The organism is Hyphomonas polymorpha PS728 (assembly GCF_000685315.1).
Lineage (GTDB): Bacteria > Pseudomonadota > Alphaproteobacteria > Caulobacterales > Hyphomonadaceae > Hyphomonas > Hyphomonas polymorpha.
The window spans coordinates 25,114-43,926 of sequence record NZ_ARYM01000018.1; the positions used below are offsets into that span (position 1 = coordinate 25,114).

Below are 18,813 nucleotides of genomic sequence, written 5' to 3' on the forward strand. Positions count from 1 at the left end.
AATGACACGCTGTTAATAACCCCGGAGGCCCCGGAAGCGGTCTCTGCCCCTGTATCTGTGCCGATAATGCGGCCATAAGACAGGCACCAACCTCCCTGGAAGTGGCAATGACCAATTTGACAGCACCCGCGCGCCCTCAGATCTTTGAGCGGCTCACCCTGGCCGCCCTTGGTCTGCTGCTGATTCTGCGAATCATTGCGGTTATCATCTCCCCGCTCGAACTGTATGCCGACGAGGCGCAATACTGGCGCTGGGGCCAAGCGCTGGAATGGGGTTACTATTCCAAACCGCCGATGATCGCCTGGGTGATCCATCTGACCACGGCGCTGTTCGGAATCCATGAATGGTCGGTGCGGCTGGCCGCGCCCCTGCTCCACACGGCTGCCGCAGGTCTGATCTTCCTGACGGGGCGCACGATGCTGGATGCGCGCGCGGGCTTCTTTGCCGCCCTGCTCTATGCGCTGATGCCCTCGGTGGTGCTCTCGTCCAATGTGCTGTCGACAGATGGCGTGCTGATGCCCTTCTGGTGCGCCGGACTTTATCTTCTCTGGCGCCTGCGCAGCGGTGAGGGACGTTGGGCATCTGCCGCGCTGCTCGGCGGCGTGATCGGCGCGGGAATGCTGTCAAAATATGCGATGCTGTATTTCCTGATCGGCCTGGCGCTTGCCTGCCTGATCGATGCGCCGACCCGGCGAGCAATCCTGACGCCGCGCGGCCTGCTGGCGGGCGTCATCGCCGCGCTGATCGTGGCGCCGCACTTTGCCTGGAATGCCGCCAATGATTTTGCCACCGTCAGCCACACGGTCGACAACGCCAATCTTGGCGGCGACCTGTTCAACCCGGAGAATGCGCTGACCTGGTTTGCAGACCAGCTCGGCATGTTCGGACCAGTCAGCTTTCTGGCGCTGCTGGCCGGCCTGTTCCTCTACCGGTCGCGCCGGGGCGAGGAGGCCAGCCCCGAGCGCTGGCTGCTCTGCTTCATCCTGCCGGTGCTGATCTTCATCCTCGGCCAGGCCGTTCTCTCGCGCGCGCACGCCAACTGGACCGCCACGGCCTATCCCGGCGCGGCGCTGCTGGTGGCCATCTGGTTCAGCCGGGGCACGGCCCTGACATTATGGGCGAGCCTGGGGCTGAACCTGCTGGTTGCTGGTCTGTTCATGGCGATGACAATGCTGCCGCCCGCCTCCACGACCGATCTGGGACTGGACAATGCCATGAAGCGGACCCGCGGCTGGGAGGCTTCTGCCCAGCAGGTGTTTGCAGAGGCTGAGCGCCTCGGCGCCACTGCCGTGCTGGTAGATGAACGCGAGGCCTGGCATGGGCTGGACTTCTATGCCCGAGACCGGAAGCTGCCGCTGATTTCCTGGCGCCGCTATGCTGGCCCGAAAAGCTTTTCGGAGAGGCAGCCGCTGGAGGGCGCGATTGCAGAGCGCGTGCTGATCGCTTCGGTTCATGCGGATCTGCGGCCACGCCTGCGCAGTGATTTTGCCAGCTTCGAGCCGGCTGGCCAGGTGCGGATAGACCTGGGCAAGCGCGGCAATGGCTGCCCGATCAGCCGGGTTTTCCAGCTCTATATAGGAGAAGGGTATAACCCGCCCGAACGCACGCGCGAATGGGAGAACCAGTTCATCGGCGAGATGGAATTCCCCGAACCGCCCTGCCTTTCAGCCGCCTATGGCGGCTGAAAGGCTCAGAGCGCCGGAGCCTGCGTACCCCACACTTCCATGAGCCGCTGATCGCGCCCGCAGGCTTCCCGCATGCTGGCGTATTTCGAAGCGTTCTTCACATGGTAGTCCTGATAATGGTCGTCGGCAGGCCAGAAGACCGTCAGTGGACGGATTTCTGTGACTACATCCTGGCCCAGCGCGCGCTGCGCACCGGACACGGTGGCAACTGCCGCATTCCGCTCGCTGCCCCCGGAAACGAAGATCGCGCTGCGGAACGGCTCGCCCTTGTCACAGAACTGGCCGGTATCGTCGGTAGGGTCGATGGTGCGCATGAAATTGGCCGCCAGGGTTTCGTAAGAAATCCGCGCCGGATCATAGGTAACCTTGACCGCTTCGTAATGTCCGGTTTCCCCGGATTCAACCTGCCTGTGGGTGGGGCGGTCAACGCTGCCGCCCGTATAGCCCACGACCGTCTCGATAACGCCATTCATCTGGTCGAAATCAGCCTCGACACAGGCAAGGCATCCGCCGGCAAAAACCGCCGTCGCCACGCGAATCGGGGCGTCTTCGGCCCGGCGATCCTCGACGCCTCCGCCAGACATGAACGCGATGCTCGAAGCGGCGAGCCCCGAAGCAATGGCAATAAGGACGGCGGGACGATTGGTAAGCACGCTGGACTGTTAACTCTTACTTTGCCGGCACCCGAAGGGGCACTTGTACACGGCAAATCCGAATTAGTTGCTACAGGCGGCACAAAAAAGGCATCAAATGCGTAATGCTGTATTTTATCCTGCGTATGTGACCTGATGCACACAAGGCAGTCAGGCGGGGTCTTCTGTCAGCACACGGACCCGCACCCGGCTGGACCGTCCGGCCCCATCGACCGCCGTCACAAGATAAAAGCCCGGCTGATCCGGCCGCCAGACCGGCGCGCCGGCGTCATCGAGGCTCGCCGGCTGCCCGTCAATGAACCAGCTGAGCGCCCCCGCGCCCCGTCCGGCGAGCACAAAAGGCCGCGGCGCGCGCCCGTCCACCGTGCCCGCCCAGAGTTCAGCGCCTTGGGGCGGAAAGAGAATTTCCGGTGGCCGGTCGGTTGAGAAGGCACGCAGGGCGCCTTTTGACGGGGTCAGCGGCGCAGCGCTGAGGCGCAGCTCGCTGTCGCCATCGTCGCGCAGATGATGTGCAGCGCGGTCAGCCATTTCGAAGAGGATGGGCAAAGCAATGTCGCGACCGGTCACGCCGGTGCGCGGGGCACCGTCTGCCCGGCCGACCCAGACAATGATCACATGCTGTCCGGAAACCGCCGCCGCCCAGGCATCGCGGTAGCCATAGGAGGTGCCGGTCTTGAACGCGATCTGGGGCGCGTCCTGCGTCAGCTGGCCCGGCATACGGCCCTCCGGCGAAGGCGATCCTTGCAGGATACGGAGAATTTCGGCTGCGCTGGCCTCCCCCATCAGGCGGCGGCCGGGATCGGCCAGGCTCGCGCGTTCTTCCTCTGCGCGCCAGACCAGCGGCTTAGCCACCCCGCCATCGCCCAGCGCCGAATAGAGCACGGCCAGTTCGCGCGCAGTGAGCCCGGCGCCGCCCAGGGCAATCGCCAGACCGGCCGCCTGCCCCCTGGCGCCGGACACACGTGGCCGCGCGCCGGCAATCGCCAGCTGCGCCGAGAAACGTTCGGCGCCAACGCGGTCGAGCATCAGAACCGCCGGCACGTTCAGCGAATGCTGCAAAGCGTCGGAGACGCGAACATCGCCATGGAACATCCGGTCGAAATTCTCCGGCTGATATCCGGCAAAGCGGCTGGGCAAATCCTGAATGCGCGTATCTGCAGAGGCAGTGCCATCATCGAAGGCGAGCGCATAGATGAAGGGTTTGAGGGTCGAGCCGGGCGAGCGCGGACGGTTGGTGAGATCGAGCCACCCCCCCGCACGCTCCCGCGAGGCGGACCCGACGAGGGCGCGCACGGCGCGGGTCGGGACATGCACGACGATGGCGGAGATCTGAACATCCGTCCCCTCAAGCTGCGCCCGCGTAAACGCGATGCGTTCCAGCTCCGCCTGCAGGGCGGCGTCCAGCGTCGAGCGGACATCCTCGCGCGGGCCGCTGGCCAGCACCGCGTCCGCCCCGTGCCAGGCGCGGTCCGGGAAATCGAGGCGCCGGGCTGGGATGGCGCTCGCGGCGACTTCCAGAACGTCATTTTCGGAGAAGACACCATAGCGGGCGAGCTTCTCTGCCACCCAGTCGCGCGCATGAGCGGCAAATGCCGGGCGGCGGTCCGGCCGGCGCACCTCGGGCGACTGCGGCAGGGCAATCAACAGGGCAATTTCGTCAGTAGACAGCCGGTCGGCCTCATGCCCGAAATAGCTCCAGCTGGCCGCGCGGACGCCTTCCAGGTTCCCGCCATAGGGCGTGAGCGAGAGATAGAGCTCAAGGATCTCTCGTTTGGAGAGGCGGCGCTCCAGCTGGTTTGCCCGCCAGATCTCGATCAGCTTGGAGCCGGCATTGCGCGGGCGCGGCTCCAGCATCCTGGCGGTCTGCATGGTCAGGGTCGAGCCGCCCGAGACGATCTGCCCGGCTGCGGCACTGTCAAACGCGGCGCGCAGCAGGCCGAGCCAGTCCGTGCCGTGATGATCCCAGAAGCGCTTGTCTTCAACGCGGATCAGCGCATCGACAAAATCCGGGTCGATCTGGTCAAGGTCTACATCGAAGCGCCAGCGGCCATCCGGCGTGGGGAAGGCCCGCAGAGGTTTGCCGGCCCTATCCGTCACCAGCACGGAAACGCCCCCCGCCCTTTCAAGGGGCGGAGGGAAGATCACGTCAATCAGCAGGACGGCCGCAATCAGCGCGGCCAGCCCGGCCAGGAGGCGTTTCGGCACATGCTGGCCCAAACGACCCTCCCTCCGGTCAGCGTCCGCCGGCTGCGCCCTGCGCGGCGAGCACGGTCACACGGCCGGGCGCCGAACGGGCGAAGACGTCGGGGCGGTACATATCTTCGGCCACAACACCGGGGATGGCAAAGCTGCCCGGGCTGACGGCGCGAACGACATAGGCAAGCGTCACCGGATTCTCGGTCACATCGATCGCCGCCACGAAGCGGTCATCCTGGGACTGAGAGCTTTGCGGCCGGGCGATTTCGCCCAGGAAACCGAAGGCCCCGGCGCGTACCCGGTCTTCTCCCGTCCGCCAGTCATACTCCACCAGGCGCCCATCTGCCGGGCGCAGGATCGCCTCGATCTCGAAGCCGGCCGGCAATAGGTCTGCCACGATGACCGGGTTCACGCGGCGCTCCTCCGGCGTGATGGTCAGGGCCACGACGACGCGCTCGCCCTGACGGATCTGGTCAAGCTGCATCTGCCCACCGCCCAGACCATAGAAGCGCTTGTCGACGCTGAGCTTGGACGAGGCGGCAGGCGGCGGCGCCGACGGGGCCCCGGTCACCAGCACGGTGCGGAAGAGAGGCGTATCGCCGCCGAGGCGGAGACTGACGCCGCTGCGGGCCTGGGCTTCGGTCAGGCTGTACTGACGCTGATTGTCATTGCCCGTGCCGAGCCCTTCGGCCTTCACTTGAACATTGGTTTCGCCCTTGCCGAGGCTGTTCACAGCAAGGAGAAGATAGGCCTTCTCCTGCGTCGTCAGACTGGGCGCATCGGGCACGTCCTTGCCGAGACGCTCGCCGAGACGGCCCACAACATCCGGGAGCTGAGCTTCGCCGGCGAGGGCCACGATGGCGGCCAGATCGCGCAGCGGGGTCTGATAATAATCGCCCGTATTGCGATAGCCGAGCTTCTGCTCCGCAGACTTGAACGCTGAGGCGGCGCGTGCCCGGTCGCCAAGATAGGCCAGGCCTGCCCCGATATGGGCACGGGCCAGAGGGCTCTCGATATTGCTCAGTTCCCGGTCATGCAGATAGCGCAGGCGGGAGATGTCGGCCTCGCCAGCCTTGGCCAGCACATACAGCGCATAGGCCGAGGAGCGGTACATCATCTGCTGTACGCTGTCGTTGGAATAGCGGCTTTCATACACATCGGTGTCGTAGCCATAGACGCGCCAGGTGTCCCCGGTGGCCACCGTGCGCAGCGCGCCATAGGCCCGCGTCAGGGCTTCTTCCGGCACGGCATAGCCTGCCTCCTTGGCGCGGAAAACGAAATCCGTCGCATAGGCGCCGAGCCAGGGGCTGGCATAGCCATCCCCTTCCCGCCACAGACCGAACGCGCCGTCCGCCCCCTGACGGTTCAGCACGGTGTTCACCGCAGTCTGAATCTTGTCGCGCGGATTGTCCCGCGCCTCCCTGGCGCCCATCGAGACGAGTTGTTCCGAATAGAGCAGCGGCACGGCGCGGCTGGTGATCTGCTCGGTGCATCCATAGGGATAGCGGTCGAGCGAGGCATAAAGCGTCGGCGCATCAATCGGCAGCGGCGAGAAGCCAACCGATATTTCTGCAGACCCTGGCACAAAGCCGGCTAGCGCCGCCTGGCTGATCGAGAAGGTCTCACCCGGCCGCATCAGCTGCGTGGTGGCCCGCGTTACCGGCAGGTAGGGCGAGCGCGTCTGGATTTCATAGGTCCGGTCGGTCTTGTAATTATCCGGGCCGCTGACATTCAGGCTGAGGCTTGAAATACCTTCACCCGAGGCCGAGACGCGCACCGGAATGTCCGCGCGCTGACCTTTCTGCAGGGTGCGCATCAGGGCTGCCTCAGCCACGCTGATCTGGCCGGTTCCGGCAACCCGCGCATTGAACTGGCCGCTGGCAAGCTCGACGTTATCGATGCTGGCGGTGATGATCGCCTCATCCCCCGGCGCCAGGAAGCGCGGCATGACCAGGTCGGCCGGTGCGCGGTCACGCACGGTCATCTTCTTGTCGGCAGACCCAACCCCGGCTTTCGACCAGGCCACCGCCATGATCCGCAGCTGGCCGTTGAATTCGGGGATATCAAGACGAATGCGCGCCTTGCCCGAGCGGCCAACCTCGACGAGGCCGGAATAGAGCACGACCGACTTCACCGGAACAACCGAGAGCCCTTCCCCGCCAAGCTGGTCGCCACCGGAGCGAACCTCTGCAGGCATGCCGAGATTGGGATCAAGCAGGCGCCCGTAATCGTCATAGAGCTCCACGCCGAGCGCCTTGCGGCCAAAATAATGGGCCACCGGATCGGGCGACTTGAACTTGGTAAGTTGCAGGATGCCTTCGTCCACGGCGGCCACAGTCAGGAAGACCGGTTCGCGCGGCCCGCCCTTGATGTCGACCTCCACCACCTGCTCCGCGCGGGGACGGGCAAGGTCAGGCGAATTGATCGTCAGGGCAAAGGTGCGCGCGGCCATATCCACCGGCACATGGGCAATGCCCACGGCGCGGCGCGGCTTTGCCCGCAGGACCGGATCACGGCCCGAATAGACCGTCACCATGACATAGGCGCCCTCACCCCATTCTTCCGTAACCGGAAGGGTGATGCGGGTGCCCGACGCGCTGACGGCCAGGTTCTGAACCGACAGCACACGGTCTGTAGCGACGACGACCTGCGCCTGGCCGTCATAGGGCGGCAGGATCGTCAGCTCGGCATTCTGGCCCACTTTAGGGGTCTTCTCGGCGGCGACAACCTTCACGCGGTCGGGCGCTTCGGTGCCGTCCGCGCTCGTCCAGCCGCCCCAGCCGACATAGAAGCTGGTAGAGGCGCCGACCGACGCATTCGCGCCCTGGCCCTCGACGACGAGTTCATGGCTACCCCAGTCGAGCGCGGGCACCTTGATCTCGGCCGTGCCGCCCGCAGGCGTGTTGACGACGCCCTCATTCACCTTGGTGACCGTGCGCGACCGGCGCCAGTTCCAGCTGTCGCCTTCCCTGTACCAGTCATAATGGAAGTCCACCTGCAGCACTTTCCAGCTGAGCCGCTGGGCCGAGGCCTGACCATCAGCATTCACAGCGACGACTTCGAATTTCGCTTCGCCGCCTTCCTGCACAGAGCTGTCAAAGCCCGGCTTCAGGCCGACATAGAGGTTCTCCGGCCGGTAGGGCACGCGGACACTTTCGGACACGGCGCGGCCACCGGGCTCCAGCACGCTGACAACCGTATTGAGGCGCAGCGGAATACCGGAATTGGAGCCAGCCGTGCCGGGCGACAGGCGCACCAGCGCCTTGCCCGCGCCATCGGTGGTCACGTCGTCAAATTCGAGGATCTGCTGCTCGAACGTCTGGTCATGGCGGCCATAGGTGAAGCCCTCAAACGCCTTGAAGGGTTTGGGGTCGGGCTCCATCCGCGCTTCGGTTTTCACCGTCAGGCCCGCGCCGGGCGCGCCATAGAGGAAGCGGGCGGCAATATCGACCGGGCGCGTGGCGCCCGCCTTCATTGGCTTTTCCTGATCGACGGTCACATCCACCGCAATGCGCTGAGGCACGAAATCCTCGACCGCAAAACGCATCTCACCCGCAGGCGCCTCGAGACCGTCGATCTCGATGCTGGCGCGCCATTCGCCGCGCGAGGCACCGCGCGGAACTGCGAAGCTCTGGGTCACCGCGCCGGATTTGGGATCGGTGAACCGGGTCTTGGAGGCGACAAGCCCGTTCGGGCGATAGATCACGAGATGGCCATTGCGGCCGGTAACCTGGCGGCCGGCCCGGTCACGCAGCATCGCCGTCAGCTCGACCGTTTCGCCCGGGCGGTAGATACCGCGATCGGAATAGACATAAGCGTCCACCGGGCCGGGCGTGCGCCGCCCGCCAACGGTGTATTCGGAGAGGTCCACCGGCGACCGGTTGAGATCGAGCGCGGCGAGTTCGCCCCTCGCATTGGTCGCAACGACCAGCCGGGGCGCCATTGTGCCCTTGCCGCTCATCAGCGGCTTGTCGAATGAAATGCGGCCGGAAGAATCCGGCTTCTTCTCAGCCAGAACCGTGTTGTTGGACGCGATCAGCTGGACGGTGGCATCGCTGACAGTCTTGCCATCCTTCAGGGAGCGGAGGGTCACGTCGAGCCCCTGCTCTCCATAATAGGCTGTCAGCGCCAGATCGGTCAGCAGGATCCAGCGGCCAGAGGCGGCGGCCGGGCCTTCGCTATCAGTGATCTTGGCGGCATCTTCAACGCGGACGAAATACGCGCCGGGCTTCATCGGGCCGACAACATCCTGCAGCGGAAACACCGTGATGACGGGCGCGTTCTGGACATTGGCCACATCCATCTTTCCGGTGAAGATTTCCTCGCCCACATCTTCCGGCGAGTCTTCTCCCCAAAGCCAGGACCATTGACCCTGCCGGGTCGTCTGCCCTTCGCTGACATTCTTGAACACGATGGCGCGGTCGTTGATACGGGTGACGGTGACTTTCACCTCATCGACGTTCACCGTTTCCACCGGCAGGCCGTCGGCATTCTCGCGGGGAAGGATCACGCCCGTGCCCTTGAAGCCGACAAAGGCGGGCCGGTCTGCAAAGTCGATCGGGACTGTTTCGCCGCGCTTCAGGGTGCGGCCGTCCGCGGCGGGGAGACCGGCGAGGATGGTGGCGGTGCGGCTGGTGCCGAAGGCGAGACCGCCGACGCACAGTTCGCGGCCTTCCACGGTGAGGGCGGCGCGGAAAGAGGGGCGGAACTCGACATAGGGAGAATAGTCGGTCTGCGGATCAAGGGCGGCAGAAAAGACAAAACAGGCAAGAGGTTGCTCGGTCGAGGTATCGATCCGGTAGCGGAAATAGGAGAAATCCTGCGTCTCGGCTTCCCGGGCCTTGCGGCGGGCTTCCTCGCGTTTGCGGGCAGCAACCTGGTCAGACGGAGAGCGTTCGACCATCACGGTGGCATCAGCGTCTTCATCCGCCGTCTTGCCGGTCTGAGAGCCGCCACATGCGGCGAGACCTGCCAAAAGCAGAGAAAAAACAACCGTCTTGAGACCCTTAAGAGTCCCGCGAGCCTGCAATGCCATGAATACGTCCTCCGAAGTCCGCCCACCTCACCTTACACCCGATAAGGTCGGCGCCAACAGGGCGCGAATGCGGCTAAGGCGCGAAAATCAGGGAAATATTTTGTCGGACTCTGCGGCCAGAATCGCGGCGAGGCCCTCCCGGTACGTCGGATAGGCCGGGCGCCAGCCCAGGGCGGCCTTGGCGCGCGTATTGGAGACGCGCTTACACTCGGCATAAAAACTCGCTGCCATGGGAGATAGGTCTGCGTCCTCAAACGCAATTTCCGGCGGAGGGGCGACGCCAAGCAACTCAGCGGCATAGGTGATGACATCCTGTGGCGGGGCGGGCAGCTCGTCACAAAGATGAAAAACCCCCGTAACTTCAGGGCAAAGCATCAGCGCCTCCAGGCCTGAAGCGATGTCATCGACATGCACACGGGAGAACACCTGGCCTTCTTTCACAACGCGGCGGGCGGTGCCATCACGCAGACGGTCGAAGGTAGACCGGCCGGGTCCGTAGATGCCCGGCAGGCGGACAAGGCGGGCCTTGCCCCCCGTCAGCGCCTGCCATTGTCCTTCAGCTTTCACCCGCGCCGCGCCCCTTGGCGAGGCCGGCGAAACCGGGCTCCACTCGGTCACCCAGCCGCCTTTCATGTCCCCATAGACGCCCGTTGTGGACAGGTAGGTGACACTTTCGGACAAATCCAGGCAGGTTGCGGCGGCCAGCGCGGCCGGGCAGCCCTCCTTGCCGGGCGGCAGGGTGACCAGCCAGTGCGCGCCCGGCGGTATGTCCACCGGCCCCTCCCCCGGCCAGACCTGCGCCGCGATGCCCCGCGCCCGGAGCGCGGCAGCCTTGGCCTCGCTGCGGACGGTTCCGGCGACCTGCCAGCCTGCTGCCATCAGGCGGCTGGCCAACTGCTGGGCAGAGTAGCCAAGTCCGAAAACAAACAGCAGAGATGGCTGAGATGTCATTTGCCAAGGGTGCTCCGATTGCGCCTAAGAACAATGAGATAGAGGCTTTGGAGTGTCCTGCCCATGTCGCTGATTGCCATGGCCGCCGGTGCGGCGCTTTTCCTGCAGCAGAATGCCGGCGCCGAGTTTGCCGCTGCTGAAGCCAGACGGCTGGAAGCTTGCGTAGCCAAGATCGAGCGGACGCCGGAAGAGGCCTATGAGGATGGCCTGGCCTGGACCTTTGAAGGCAACCGCCCCGGCGCGCGCCAGTGTACCGCGCTCGCCCTGATTGCCCTTGGCAGCGTGGAAGAAGGCGCCGTGCGGCTGGAAAACCTCTCGATGTCGAGCGATGGCGGCACGATGGAGCAGCGCGCGGTGTATCTTTCACAGGCGGGCAATGCCTGGCTGCAGATCGGCGCGGCAGAGGCGGCGGCCGTTTCCTTCTCCGAAGCGCTGAAACTGGCACCAGGCGAGAACGACCTGCTGCTCGACCGGGCAACGGCCTATATGCTGATCGACAAATGGGATGAGGCGCTGGTGGATCTCAACACCGCCATTGCCAACGAGCCTGGCGACGCGATTGCCCACCAGATGCGCGCCGAAGTTCACCTCAACAAGGACGCGCTCGACCTCGCCCTGAAGGATGTTGAAACCTCCATGGCCGCCGACCCGAAGAATATCGACACCCTGCTGGTGCGGGGACGTGTGCGGGAAGCCATGCGGATCAAGGCGGGGAACTGAGCCCTCCGCCCCTTCCGGTTTCTGCAGAAGTGTGGCCGTCGGCAGTGACAAACCGGAGAGGCCGGAAGTTCAACCGGCCAACCGGAATGCGGCGGAATCAAACAGCCGGATAGCGTTTTTCCAGCATGGCGAAGACGGCGCGCAGGCCACAGGCGGCGGCTCCGTCCGGGCGGCCATATTTGGCTTTGCGCCAGGCCCAGATGTCGAAATGGGCCCAGCTTTTGGCCGAAACGAACTGTTTGAGGAAGACTGCCGCCGTGATTGAGCCGGCCATGCCGGCGCCGCCGGAGTTTACAAGGTCTGCCACCGGGCTTTGCAGATAGGCAAGATAGGGATCCCAGAGCGGCATGCGCCAGACCGGATCGCCGGTCTCTTCCGAGGCAGCGAGAATGTCGGCGGCAAGTTGCTCATCATCTGTATAGAGAGGGGCAAGGTCTGGCCCCAGCGCCACGCGGGCCGCGCCGGTAAGGGTGGCAAAGTCGATCAGCAGGTCGGGCTGGTCCTCGCTGGCGCGGGCGAGCGCATCGGCGAGGACGAGGCGGCCTTCAGCGTCTGTATTGTCGATCTCGACGGTCAGGCCCTTGCGGCTCTGCAGGATGTCTCCGGGCCGGAAGGCGTCGCCCGCGATGGCGTTCTCGGCGGCTGACACGAAGAGGCGCAGATGGACAGGCAGGCGCGCTTCCATCACCAGCTGGGCCAGCGCGATGGCATGGGCGGCCCCGCCCATATCCTTCTTCATGATGCGCATGCCGTCACCGGTCTTGATGTTGAGGCCGCCGGTATCAAACGTGATGCCCTTGCCGCAGAGCGAGACTTTCGGCGCGCCGGGCGTGCCCCATTCCAGCATCAGGAAGCGCGGGGCCTTCGCCGCCGCGCGGCCAACAGCATGGACCATGGGATAGTTCTCTTCGATCAAGGCTTCGCCCACCACAGCGGCGACGCGAGCGCCATGGCGTTCGCCCAGGGCTGTCATGCGGGCGTGTATCTGTTCGGGGCCCATATCGGCGGCCGGCGTGTTCACGAGGTCACGCAGCGCGGCGACGGCGTCGGCCTCCTGTGACAGGCGGGCGGCGTTTGCGCTGGCCGGGATCAGGAGGCGCGGCGGGGCGGCCTTCTCGGTCTTGTAGCCGTCGAAACGGTACGCCCCGTCCGCCCAGCCGGCAGCGAGGCTGGCGAAGGGGTAGCCCCCGGCAGAGGCGATTTCATAGTCACCAGCCGGCAGCTTTGCCGACAGAGCGGCGGCGGCAAGCTGGTCTCGCCCGGCGCCAAGGCCATAGAGAACATGCGCCGTGCGCCCGTCCGGGCCGGGCACAAGCACGGTCTGCCCTGCCCCGCCGGTGAAGCCCTGCGCCCCGGCAATCGCCCGCGCATTGGGGAACGGATCGTTCTCCAGGGCGCCGAACTGGCCGGCCGTATAGAGCCAGACCTGGACGGGAGCGGTTGCTTCGGTGGTGAAGGATTTATGCATTTCGGCGCCTTTCCGGGCTTCTCGGTGGTTAATGGCTGGGGCTGCGGCGTTAACCGAAACTTGACCCAGGCGAGGGCAATGTCTGCCTGACCTTCAGGGATACATACACGGAGCCTGCTGATGTCCAGTGCCAAAAAACCCCTTCTTGGTTTTGCGCTCGCGCTGACCGCGCTGAGCAGCGCCTGCGCGTCCACCGGGATGACCAAGGAAGAGAAGGCGCTGGCCGAGGCGATGGAGGCCGCGCTGGCCCCGGCCTCGCAGGAGGAACGCGAGGCAGCCAACCGGGCCGATCCCCTCACCCGCGCGAACTTCTGGGGCAAGGAATACCAGAAAGACCCGCAGAACGTCGAAAATGCCCTTCAGTTTGCCGTCGCCCTGCGCGCCATGGGCAGCCAGGAGCGGGCAAAGGATGTGGTTAACAAGACGCTGATCCTCCATCCCGGCAATGCTGACCTGATGATGGTGAACGGGCGCATCCTGATGTCAGAGGGCAATTATGAAGCCGCCCGGGCGAGCTTTGAGCAGGTGACGCGCGCCGCGCCCGACCGGGCCGATGGCTGGGCGGCGCTGGGCACGGCGTTTGACCAGCTGGAAATGCACCGGCAGGCGCAGATGAACTACCAGCGCGCCCTGACCCTTGAGCCCGACCGGGTGACGACCCTGACCAATTACGGGCTTTCGCTACTGCTGTCAGGCGATCTGGCAGGCGCAGAAGCGCAGCTGCGCGCGGCGGCCGCCCAGCCGGGCGCGGGCAGCCGGGTGACGGAAAACCTGGCCCTCGTGATTGGCCTGCAGGGGCGGTTTGACGAGATGAAGGAAGTCAGCGCGCAGAACGCCCCGGACAAGGTGGCCGAGCAGAATGCCGCCCTGCTGCGCGGGCTGGTGCAGCCGGCACGCACCTATGACGCGCTGATCGGCGGGGGCAACACGTCCACCTCCACGGCACCGGGCACGAAGCGCCAGCTGCGCGGTACGCTGAACCAGTAATCTGCCTGCGGATTAGTCTGGCAGGTCAAAGCGGATGCCCTGCGCCAGCGGCAGGGCACGGGAATAGTTGATGGTATTGGTGGCGCGCCGCATATAGCCCTTCCAGGCATCCGAGCCGGATTCGCGCCCGCCGCCGGTTTCCTTCTCACCGCCGAACGCCCCGCCGATCTCAGCGCCGGATGTGCCGATATTCACATTGGCAATGCCGCAGTCAGAGCCTGCCGCCGAGAGGAAAGTTTCGGCTTCGCGCAGGTCTGTGGTGAAGATGGCCGAGGAGAGACCCGCGCTGGCAGCATTATTGAGTGCGATGGCTTCGGCAAGATCCGTATAGGGCAGAACATAGAGGATCGGCGCGAAGGTTTCGCGCAGCATGGGCCCCGCCTGACAGGGCATTTCCACGAGGGCCGGCCGGACATAGACGCCGGGACCAGGAAGACGCTCGCCGCCCATGACAATGGCGCCGAGGGCGCGGGCTTCTTCGAGCGCCGTCTGCATGGCTTTAGCTGCGGCCTCATCGATCAGCGGGCCAAGCAGCACCCCTTCCCCTCGCGGATCGCCTACCTTTGCCGAGGCAAAGGCAGTCTGCAGGCGCGCCATCAGCACCTCCTTTGCAGCATGATGCACGAAGAGGCGGCGCATGGTGGTGCAGCGCTGGCCGGCAGTTCCGAGGGCGGAGAAGGCAATCGCGCGAACCGCAAGGTCCATATCCGCAGACGGACAAACGATGCCAGCATTGTTGCCGCCCAGTTCCAGGATCGCCTTGCCGAAACGGGCGGCGACGATGGGCGCCACGGCGCGGCCCATGCGGGTGGATCCGGTGGCCGAGAGGACGGCCACGCGTTCGTCCGCAGCCAGACGGGCGCCGGTCTCCGCGCCGCCGATGAGGCAGGCGAGGAGGCCATTGGGCACGCCGCCGAACTTCTTTGCGGCGCGGGCGGCCACGGCGCTGACGGCGAGCGCGGTGAGCGGAGTTTTCTCCGATGGCTTCCAGATCACGGGATTGCCGCAGACAAGGGCGAGCGCAGCGTTCCAGGCCCAAACGGCAACGGGGAAGTTGAAGGCAGTGATGATGGCGGTGATGCCGGCGGGATGCCAGGTTTCCATCATCCGGTGCCCTGGGCGTTCCGACGCGATGGTGAGACCATGCAGCTGACGGGAGAGCCCGGTGGCGAAATCGCAGATGTCTATCATCTCCTGCACTTCGCCGGCCGCCTCGGCAGGGATCTTGCCCGCCTCCAGCGTGACGAGCGCAGCCAGGTCATCCTTGGCGGCGCGCAGCTCCTCCCCTAACAGGCGAACAAGTTCCCCTCGCCGGGGGGCTGGCACGTCACGCCATGCGACAAAGGCATCTGCCGCTGCGCTGACAGCGGACTCATGGTCCCGGCTTGTAGCGGCGGGAAGATATCCGAGCACGGAGCCATCAAGCGGCGAGCGGCAGGAAAGGCCGCCCTTGGCGGCGGGCATGGGAACGCCAAGGCGAGCGAGGCTGGCGGCAGCAAGGTCAACTGGGGTCATGCCAGCGGTCTAGCCGCCCGGCGCGGCGGGGGAAAGCCCTCAGGCCATATCGCGGGAAGGCGCAACCTGGGTAACCTGCGGGGCGACCTCGTTTTCCTTCTGCATCGCATTGTACTTGATGTAGGCCGGGCCAAGCACGACCAGGAACAGCACGGGCAGGAAGAAGAGGATCATCGGCACGGTCAGCTTTGCGGGAAGCGCGGCGGCTTTCTTCTCGGCTTCCGACATCCGCATTTCGCGGTTTTCCTTGGCCATCAGGCGCAGCGCGTCGCCGAGCGGCGTACCATACCGCTCCGCCTGACCCAGCGCCATACAGACGGCCTTGACGCCTTCATGCCCTGTGCGCAGGGCAAGGTTTTCATAGGCTTGGCGGCGGTCTGGCAGATAGGAAAGCTCAGCCACCGTGATGCCGAATTCTTCGGCAAGCTCGGGAGAGGCCGAGCCGATCTCCTGACTGACCTTGTTGAAGCCCATCTCGATCGACATGCCGGCCTCGACGCAGATCAGCAGCATGTCGAGCGCGTCTGGAAAGGCGCGCATGATCGACTTCTGCCGTTTCTGGGCAAGGTTTGAGATATAGAGGTTTGGCGCATAGAAGCCGGCGGCGGCACCGAAGATGACCGAGCCATATTTCATGAACTGGCTGAGGCCGAAGTCATTGACGAAGAAGATGTAGAAGAATGTCAGCCCTGCACCGGCGAAGGGCATGGCCATCCGCGCGAAATAGAAGGCCGAGATCGGCCCCGGGCCGCGCAGGCCGGCCTGGTTCATCAGTTTGACAACGTTGGGATCTTCCAGCGCTTGGGCAAGGTTGAGCTTGGAGGAAATCGACCCGACAACGCTGTCGTCCTTGCGGCGCAGACCTTTTTTCTCCAGCGCCGCGCGGCTCTGCTTACGGAGTTTTTCGCGCTGGCTGGCCACGGCCTTTAGGCGGGTTTCCAGTTTGTTGCCCTGCAGATAGGGCAGGAAAATCGTCACGAACGTGCCGAACACGGCCGCCGCCACCAGCCATGCGGCCAGCGTCTGGGGTTTGGTGAAGGAGAGCAGAAACTCATACATCCCGCGCCGCGCCTCACATGTCGAAGTTGATCATGTTGCGCATGACCGTGATGCCCGTGCCCATCATGCCGGCAGCCATCACGAGGATGACGTGCCCTGTCTCTGTACGGAAGAGTTCCATGATGTAATCGGGTGTGGTGAGGAAGACCATCAGGCCCACCGCGAAAGGAAGGCAGCCGATGATCATCGCGGAGGCCTTGGCCTCCGAGGAGAGCGCCTTCACCTTCTCGCGCATCATCTTGCGGGAGCGGATGACAGAGGAGAGGTTGTGCAAGGCTTCGGAGAGGTTACCGCCCGCCTTCGACTGGATCATCAGCACGATGGCGAAAAAGTTGATCTCCTGCAGCGGCATGCGCTTGTAAAGCGCAGCCAGCGAACGGTCGAGACCCGCGCCCATGGCGAGGTTGTCAGCGAAGGTCATGAACTCCTTGCGCAGCGGCTCGGGGCTTTCCTTTGCAATGACGCGGATACATTCGTTCAGCGGCAGACCGGACCGCACGCCGCGCACAATGATGTCCAGCGCGTCGGCGAACTGGTTCACCATCTTGGTATGGCGCCCTTTGATGAGGAAGTTCAGGATGAACTGCGGAACGCCCAGCGTGCCGCCGAAGAAGGCCGCCGCCACCAGAACGGGCCGGCTTTTCAGGGAAATGCCGTTGATAACCAGACCATCGGCGCCGGAAATATAGACAACCCCGGCACAGACCAGCCCGCACACAGCCGAAAGCAACCAGAACATCGGCACGGGTATCTCAAGACCCGCCTGGGTGAGCTTGGACCCGATATTCCGCATGGGATCATTCCGGCGGCGCTCTTTGTCCTGCTTGCGCAGCCCTTCGAGCATCTCCTGCGTTTTTGCCCGGCGGCGGGCGTTTTCGTCAGCAACCTTGCCGCCCTTGACCTGCCCCCCTCCCCGACCAGCGCTAATCGCCCTGGCACGCTTGCGGGCCGCGTCGTCATTGTTGCCGGTAAGCACAAGGCCCAGGCCGACAATCGCCAGGAAGGCGAGCGCCGCGACAATGTAGGGAACCATTGAACCAGCCATCAGCCGCCATTGACCTCATCAAGAGCAGCGGCGAGTTCGCGCTCAAGGTTATAGTAGGAGGCCCGCTCCCAGAAGCGCGGCCGGCCGATGCCCATGCCCCTGTGGCGGCCAGTGATCTTGCCGTTCTCGTCTTCGCCGTCGATCTCGTATTTGAGGATATCCTGAAGAACGATCGTGTCGCCCTCAAGCCCAAGCACCTCGGTGATACACATGATGCGGCGGGAGCCATCGCGCAGACGCGACGCCTGAACGACCACGTCAATCGATCCGACAATCATCTCACGGATGGTTTTTGCCGGCAGGGAGAAACCGCCCATGGTGATCATGGATTCCACACGGCTGAGCGCTTCGCGCGGGCTGTTGGCGTGCAGCGTACCCATCGAGCCGTCATGGCCGGTGTTCATGGCCTGCAGAAGGTCGAACGCTTCAGGACCGCGCACCTCGCCCACGATGATCCGTTCGGGACGCATACGCAGACAGTTCTTTACGAGTTCGCGCATGGTGACTTCGCCCGAACCCTCGATGTTCGGTGGGCGGGTTTCGAGGCGCACCACATGGGGCTGCTGCAGCTGAAGTTCGGCGGAGTCTTCACAGGTGATGACGCGCTCCCCCGGCTCGATGAAGCCGGTAAGACAGTTGAGCAGCGTCGTCTTGCCTGAGCCCGTACCGCCCGATATCAGAACATTGCAGCGGCTATGTCCGATTATGCGCAGGATCTCAGCGCCAGCTTCGCTGATCGATCCGAAGCGGACCAGATCGTCAAGCTTCAGCTTGTCCTTCTTGAACTTACGAATGGTGAGCGTGGGGCCGTCAATGGCGAGCGGCGGGGCAATCACGTTGACGCGGGATCCGTCGAGCAGGCGCGCGTCGCAGATCGGTGAGCTTTCATCCACGCGCCGACCAACCTGGCTGACGATCCGCTGGCAGATGTTCATCAGCTGGGCATTGTCGCGGAAACGGATATTGGTCCGTTCGATCTTGCCGTTGACCTCGATATAGGTTGTGTCGGCGCCGTTGACCATGATATCGGCAATGTCATCCCGCGCCAGCAGCGGCTCAAGCGGGCCATAGCCAAGCACATCGTTACAGATATCGTCGAGCAGGTATTCCTGCTCGGAGATCGACATCACGACATTCTTGATACTGATGATCTCGACGACAATGTCGCGGATTTCCTCACGCGCGCTCTCGGTGTCCAGCTGGGCGAGCTGGGAGAGGTCAATCGTGTCGATCAGGGCGTTGAAGATGGTGGTCTTGGTCGCGTAATACTGATCGGAATGCTGATTGACCTTGCGGACGGGCTCGGGCTTCACCTCCGGGGTCTTGAGCTTTGCTGCCGCAACAGGTGCAGGCTCGGGCGCGCGCGGCTTGACCGGCGCAGCCGGCGCGGCTGGCGCTGGGGCAGCCGGCTTCGGCGCCGCCGCAGGCGCCGGTGACGGCAGCGTTGCGGAAGATGTAACCGAGCGTTTGCCAAAAGCCATGATCTATCCCGTTTTCTT

At 64.5% G+C, this 18,813-nt stretch carries 12 protein-coding genes; 3 read left to right on the top strand and 9 right to left on the bottom strand.

Annotated elements, in window-relative coordinates; all coding sequences use genetic code 11:
• Window positions 1-107: 107 nt before the first annotated feature.
• Window positions 108-1,685, top strand: coding sequence for an ArnT family glycosyltransferase (locus HPO_RS14425; protein ID WP_035600243.1), 1,578 nt, complete (start codon window positions 108-110; stop codon window positions 1,683-1,685).
• Window positions 1,686-1,690: 5 nt separating this feature from the next.
• Here the strand turns inward: HPO_RS14425 and msrA are convergent, their stop codons facing one another.
• From msrA to HPO_RS14445, 4 genes are all read right to left on the bottom strand, one after another.
• Window positions 1,691-2,338 (bottom strand): peptide-methionine (S)-S-oxide reductase MsrA, encoded by a 648-nt coding sequence (msrA, locus tag HPO_RS14430; protein WP_035600245.1) that lies wholly within the window; start codon window positions 2,336-2,338, stop codon window positions 1,691-1,693.
• Window positions 2,339-2,488: 150 nt separating this feature from the next.
• Window positions 2,489-4,555 carry a penicillin-binding protein 1C gene (gene pbpC / locus HPO_RS14435; protein WP_241767929.1) on the bottom strand — a complete coding sequence of 689 codons (2,067 nt, stop codon included), beginning with the start codon at window positions 4,553-4,555 and terminating at the stop codon, window positions 2,489-2,491.
• A 16-nt stretch (window positions 4,556-4,571) separates the two neighbouring features.
• Window positions 4,572-9,569 (bottom strand): alpha-2-macroglobulin family protein, encoded by a 4,998-nt coding sequence (locus HPO_RS14440; RefSeq protein ID WP_035600247.1) that lies wholly within the window; start codon window positions 9,567-9,569, stop codon window positions 4,572-4,574.
• 87 nt (window positions 9,570-9,656) lie between these two features.
• Window positions 9,657-10,520 carry an SDR family oxidoreductase gene (locus HPO_RS14445; RefSeq protein WP_035600248.1) on the bottom strand — a complete coding sequence of 288 codons (864 nt, stop codon included), beginning with the start codon at window positions 10,518-10,520 and terminating at the stop codon, window positions 9,657-9,659.
• Window positions 10,521-10,583: 63 nt separating this feature from the next.
• Between HPO_RS14445 and HPO_RS14450 the strand changes: the two genes are divergently transcribed.
• Window positions 10,584-11,240, top strand: a complete 657-nt coding sequence (locus tag HPO_RS14450; RefSeq protein WP_035600249.1) for a tetratricopeptide repeat protein — start codon at window positions 10,584-10,586, stop codon at window positions 11,238-11,240.
• Window positions 11,241-11,337: 97 nt separating this feature from the next.
• Here the strand turns inward: HPO_RS14450 and HPO_RS14455 are convergent, their stop codons facing one another.
• Entirely contained in the window at window positions 11,338-12,708 is a 1,371-nt protein-coding gene (locus HPO_RS14455; RefSeq protein WP_035600251.1) for a leucyl aminopeptidase family protein, read from the bottom strand.
• A 120-nt stretch (window positions 12,709-12,828) separates the two neighbouring features.
• On the opposite strand from HPO_RS14455, the gene HPO_RS14460 reads away from it, so the two are divergent.
• Window positions 12,829-13,695 carry a tetratricopeptide repeat protein gene (locus HPO_RS14460; protein WP_035600254.1) on the top strand — a complete coding sequence of 289 codons (867 nt, stop codon included), beginning with the start codon at window positions 12,829-12,831 and terminating at the stop codon, window positions 13,693-13,695.
• A 12-nt stretch (window positions 13,696-13,707) separates the two neighbouring features.
• Here HPO_RS14460 and amaB read toward each other — a convergent pair whose 3' ends face one another.
• From amaB to HPO_RS14480, 4 genes are read right to left on the bottom strand one after another with little or no spacing between them, the layout of a single operon-like run.
• The gene (gene amaB, locus HPO_RS14465) at window positions 13,708-15,210 is read right to left on the bottom strand and encodes an L-piperidine-6-carboxylate dehydrogenase (RefSeq protein WP_035600256.1); all 1,503 of its coding nucleotides are present in this window, start codon (window positions 15,208-15,210) and stop codon (window positions 13,708-13,710) included.
• 39 nt (window positions 15,211-15,249) lie between these two features.
• A complete protein-coding gene (locus tag HPO_RS14470) occupies window positions 15,250-16,269 on the bottom strand; it encodes a type II secretion system F family protein (RefSeq protein WP_035600258.1) in 1,020 nt (339 codons plus the stop codon).
• 13 nt (window positions 16,270-16,282) lie between these two features.
• Window positions 16,283-17,314 carry a type II secretion system F family protein gene (locus tag HPO_RS14475; RefSeq protein WP_241767930.1) on the bottom strand — a complete coding sequence of 344 codons (1,032 nt, stop codon included), beginning with the start codon at window positions 17,312-17,314 and terminating at the stop codon, window positions 16,283-16,285.
• Window positions 17,314-18,795: a TadA family conjugal transfer-associated ATPase gene (locus tag HPO_RS14480; RefSeq protein ID WP_035600259.1), complete on the bottom strand. Its 1,482-nt coding sequence runs from the start codon at window positions 18,793-18,795 to the stop codon at window positions 17,314-17,316. Before HPO_RS14480 ends, HPO_RS14475 begins: the two co-directional genes overlap by 1 nt.
• Between the last annotated feature and the right edge of the window lie 18 nt (window positions 18,796-18,813).

Coding starts and splice junctions, on each gene's coding strand:
- HPO_RS14425 (WP_035600243.1), top strand. CDS start 108: ATGACCAATTTGACAGCACCCGCGCGCCCTCAGATCTTTGAGCGGCTC.
- HPO_RS14440 (WP_035600247.1), bottom strand. CDS start 9,569: ATGGCATTGCAGGCTCGCGGGACTCTTAAGGGTCTCAAGACGGTTGTT.
- HPO_RS14445 (WP_035600248.1), bottom strand. CDS start 10,520: ATGACATCTCAGCCATCTCTGCTGTTTGTTTTCGGACTTGGCTACTCT.
- HPO_RS14450 (WP_035600249.1), top strand. CDS start 10,584: ATGTCGCTGATTGCCATGGCCGCCGGTGCGGCGCTTTTCCTGCAGCAG.
- HPO_RS14455 (WP_035600251.1), bottom strand. CDS start 12,708: ATGCATAAATCCTTCACCACCGAAGCAACCGCTCCCGTCCAGGTCTGG.
- HPO_RS14460 (WP_035600254.1), top strand. CDS start 12,829: ATGTCCAGTGCCAAAAAACCCCTTCTTGGTTTTGCGCTCGCGCTGACC.
- amaB (WP_035600256.1), bottom strand. CDS start 15,210: ATGACCCCAGTTGACCTTGCTGCCGCCAGCCTCGCTCGCCTTGGCGTT.
- HPO_RS14470 (WP_035600258.1), bottom strand. CDS start 16,269: ATGTATGAGTTTCTGCTCTCCTTCACCAAACCCCAGACGCTGGCCGCA.
- HPO_RS14475 (WP_241767930.1), bottom strand. CDS start 17,314: ATGGCTGGTTCAATGGTTCCCTACATTGTCGCGGCGCTCGCCTTCCTG.
- HPO_RS14480 (WP_035600259.1), bottom strand. CDS start 18,795: ATGGCTTTTGGCAAACGCTCGGTTACATCTTCCGCAACGCTGCCGTCA.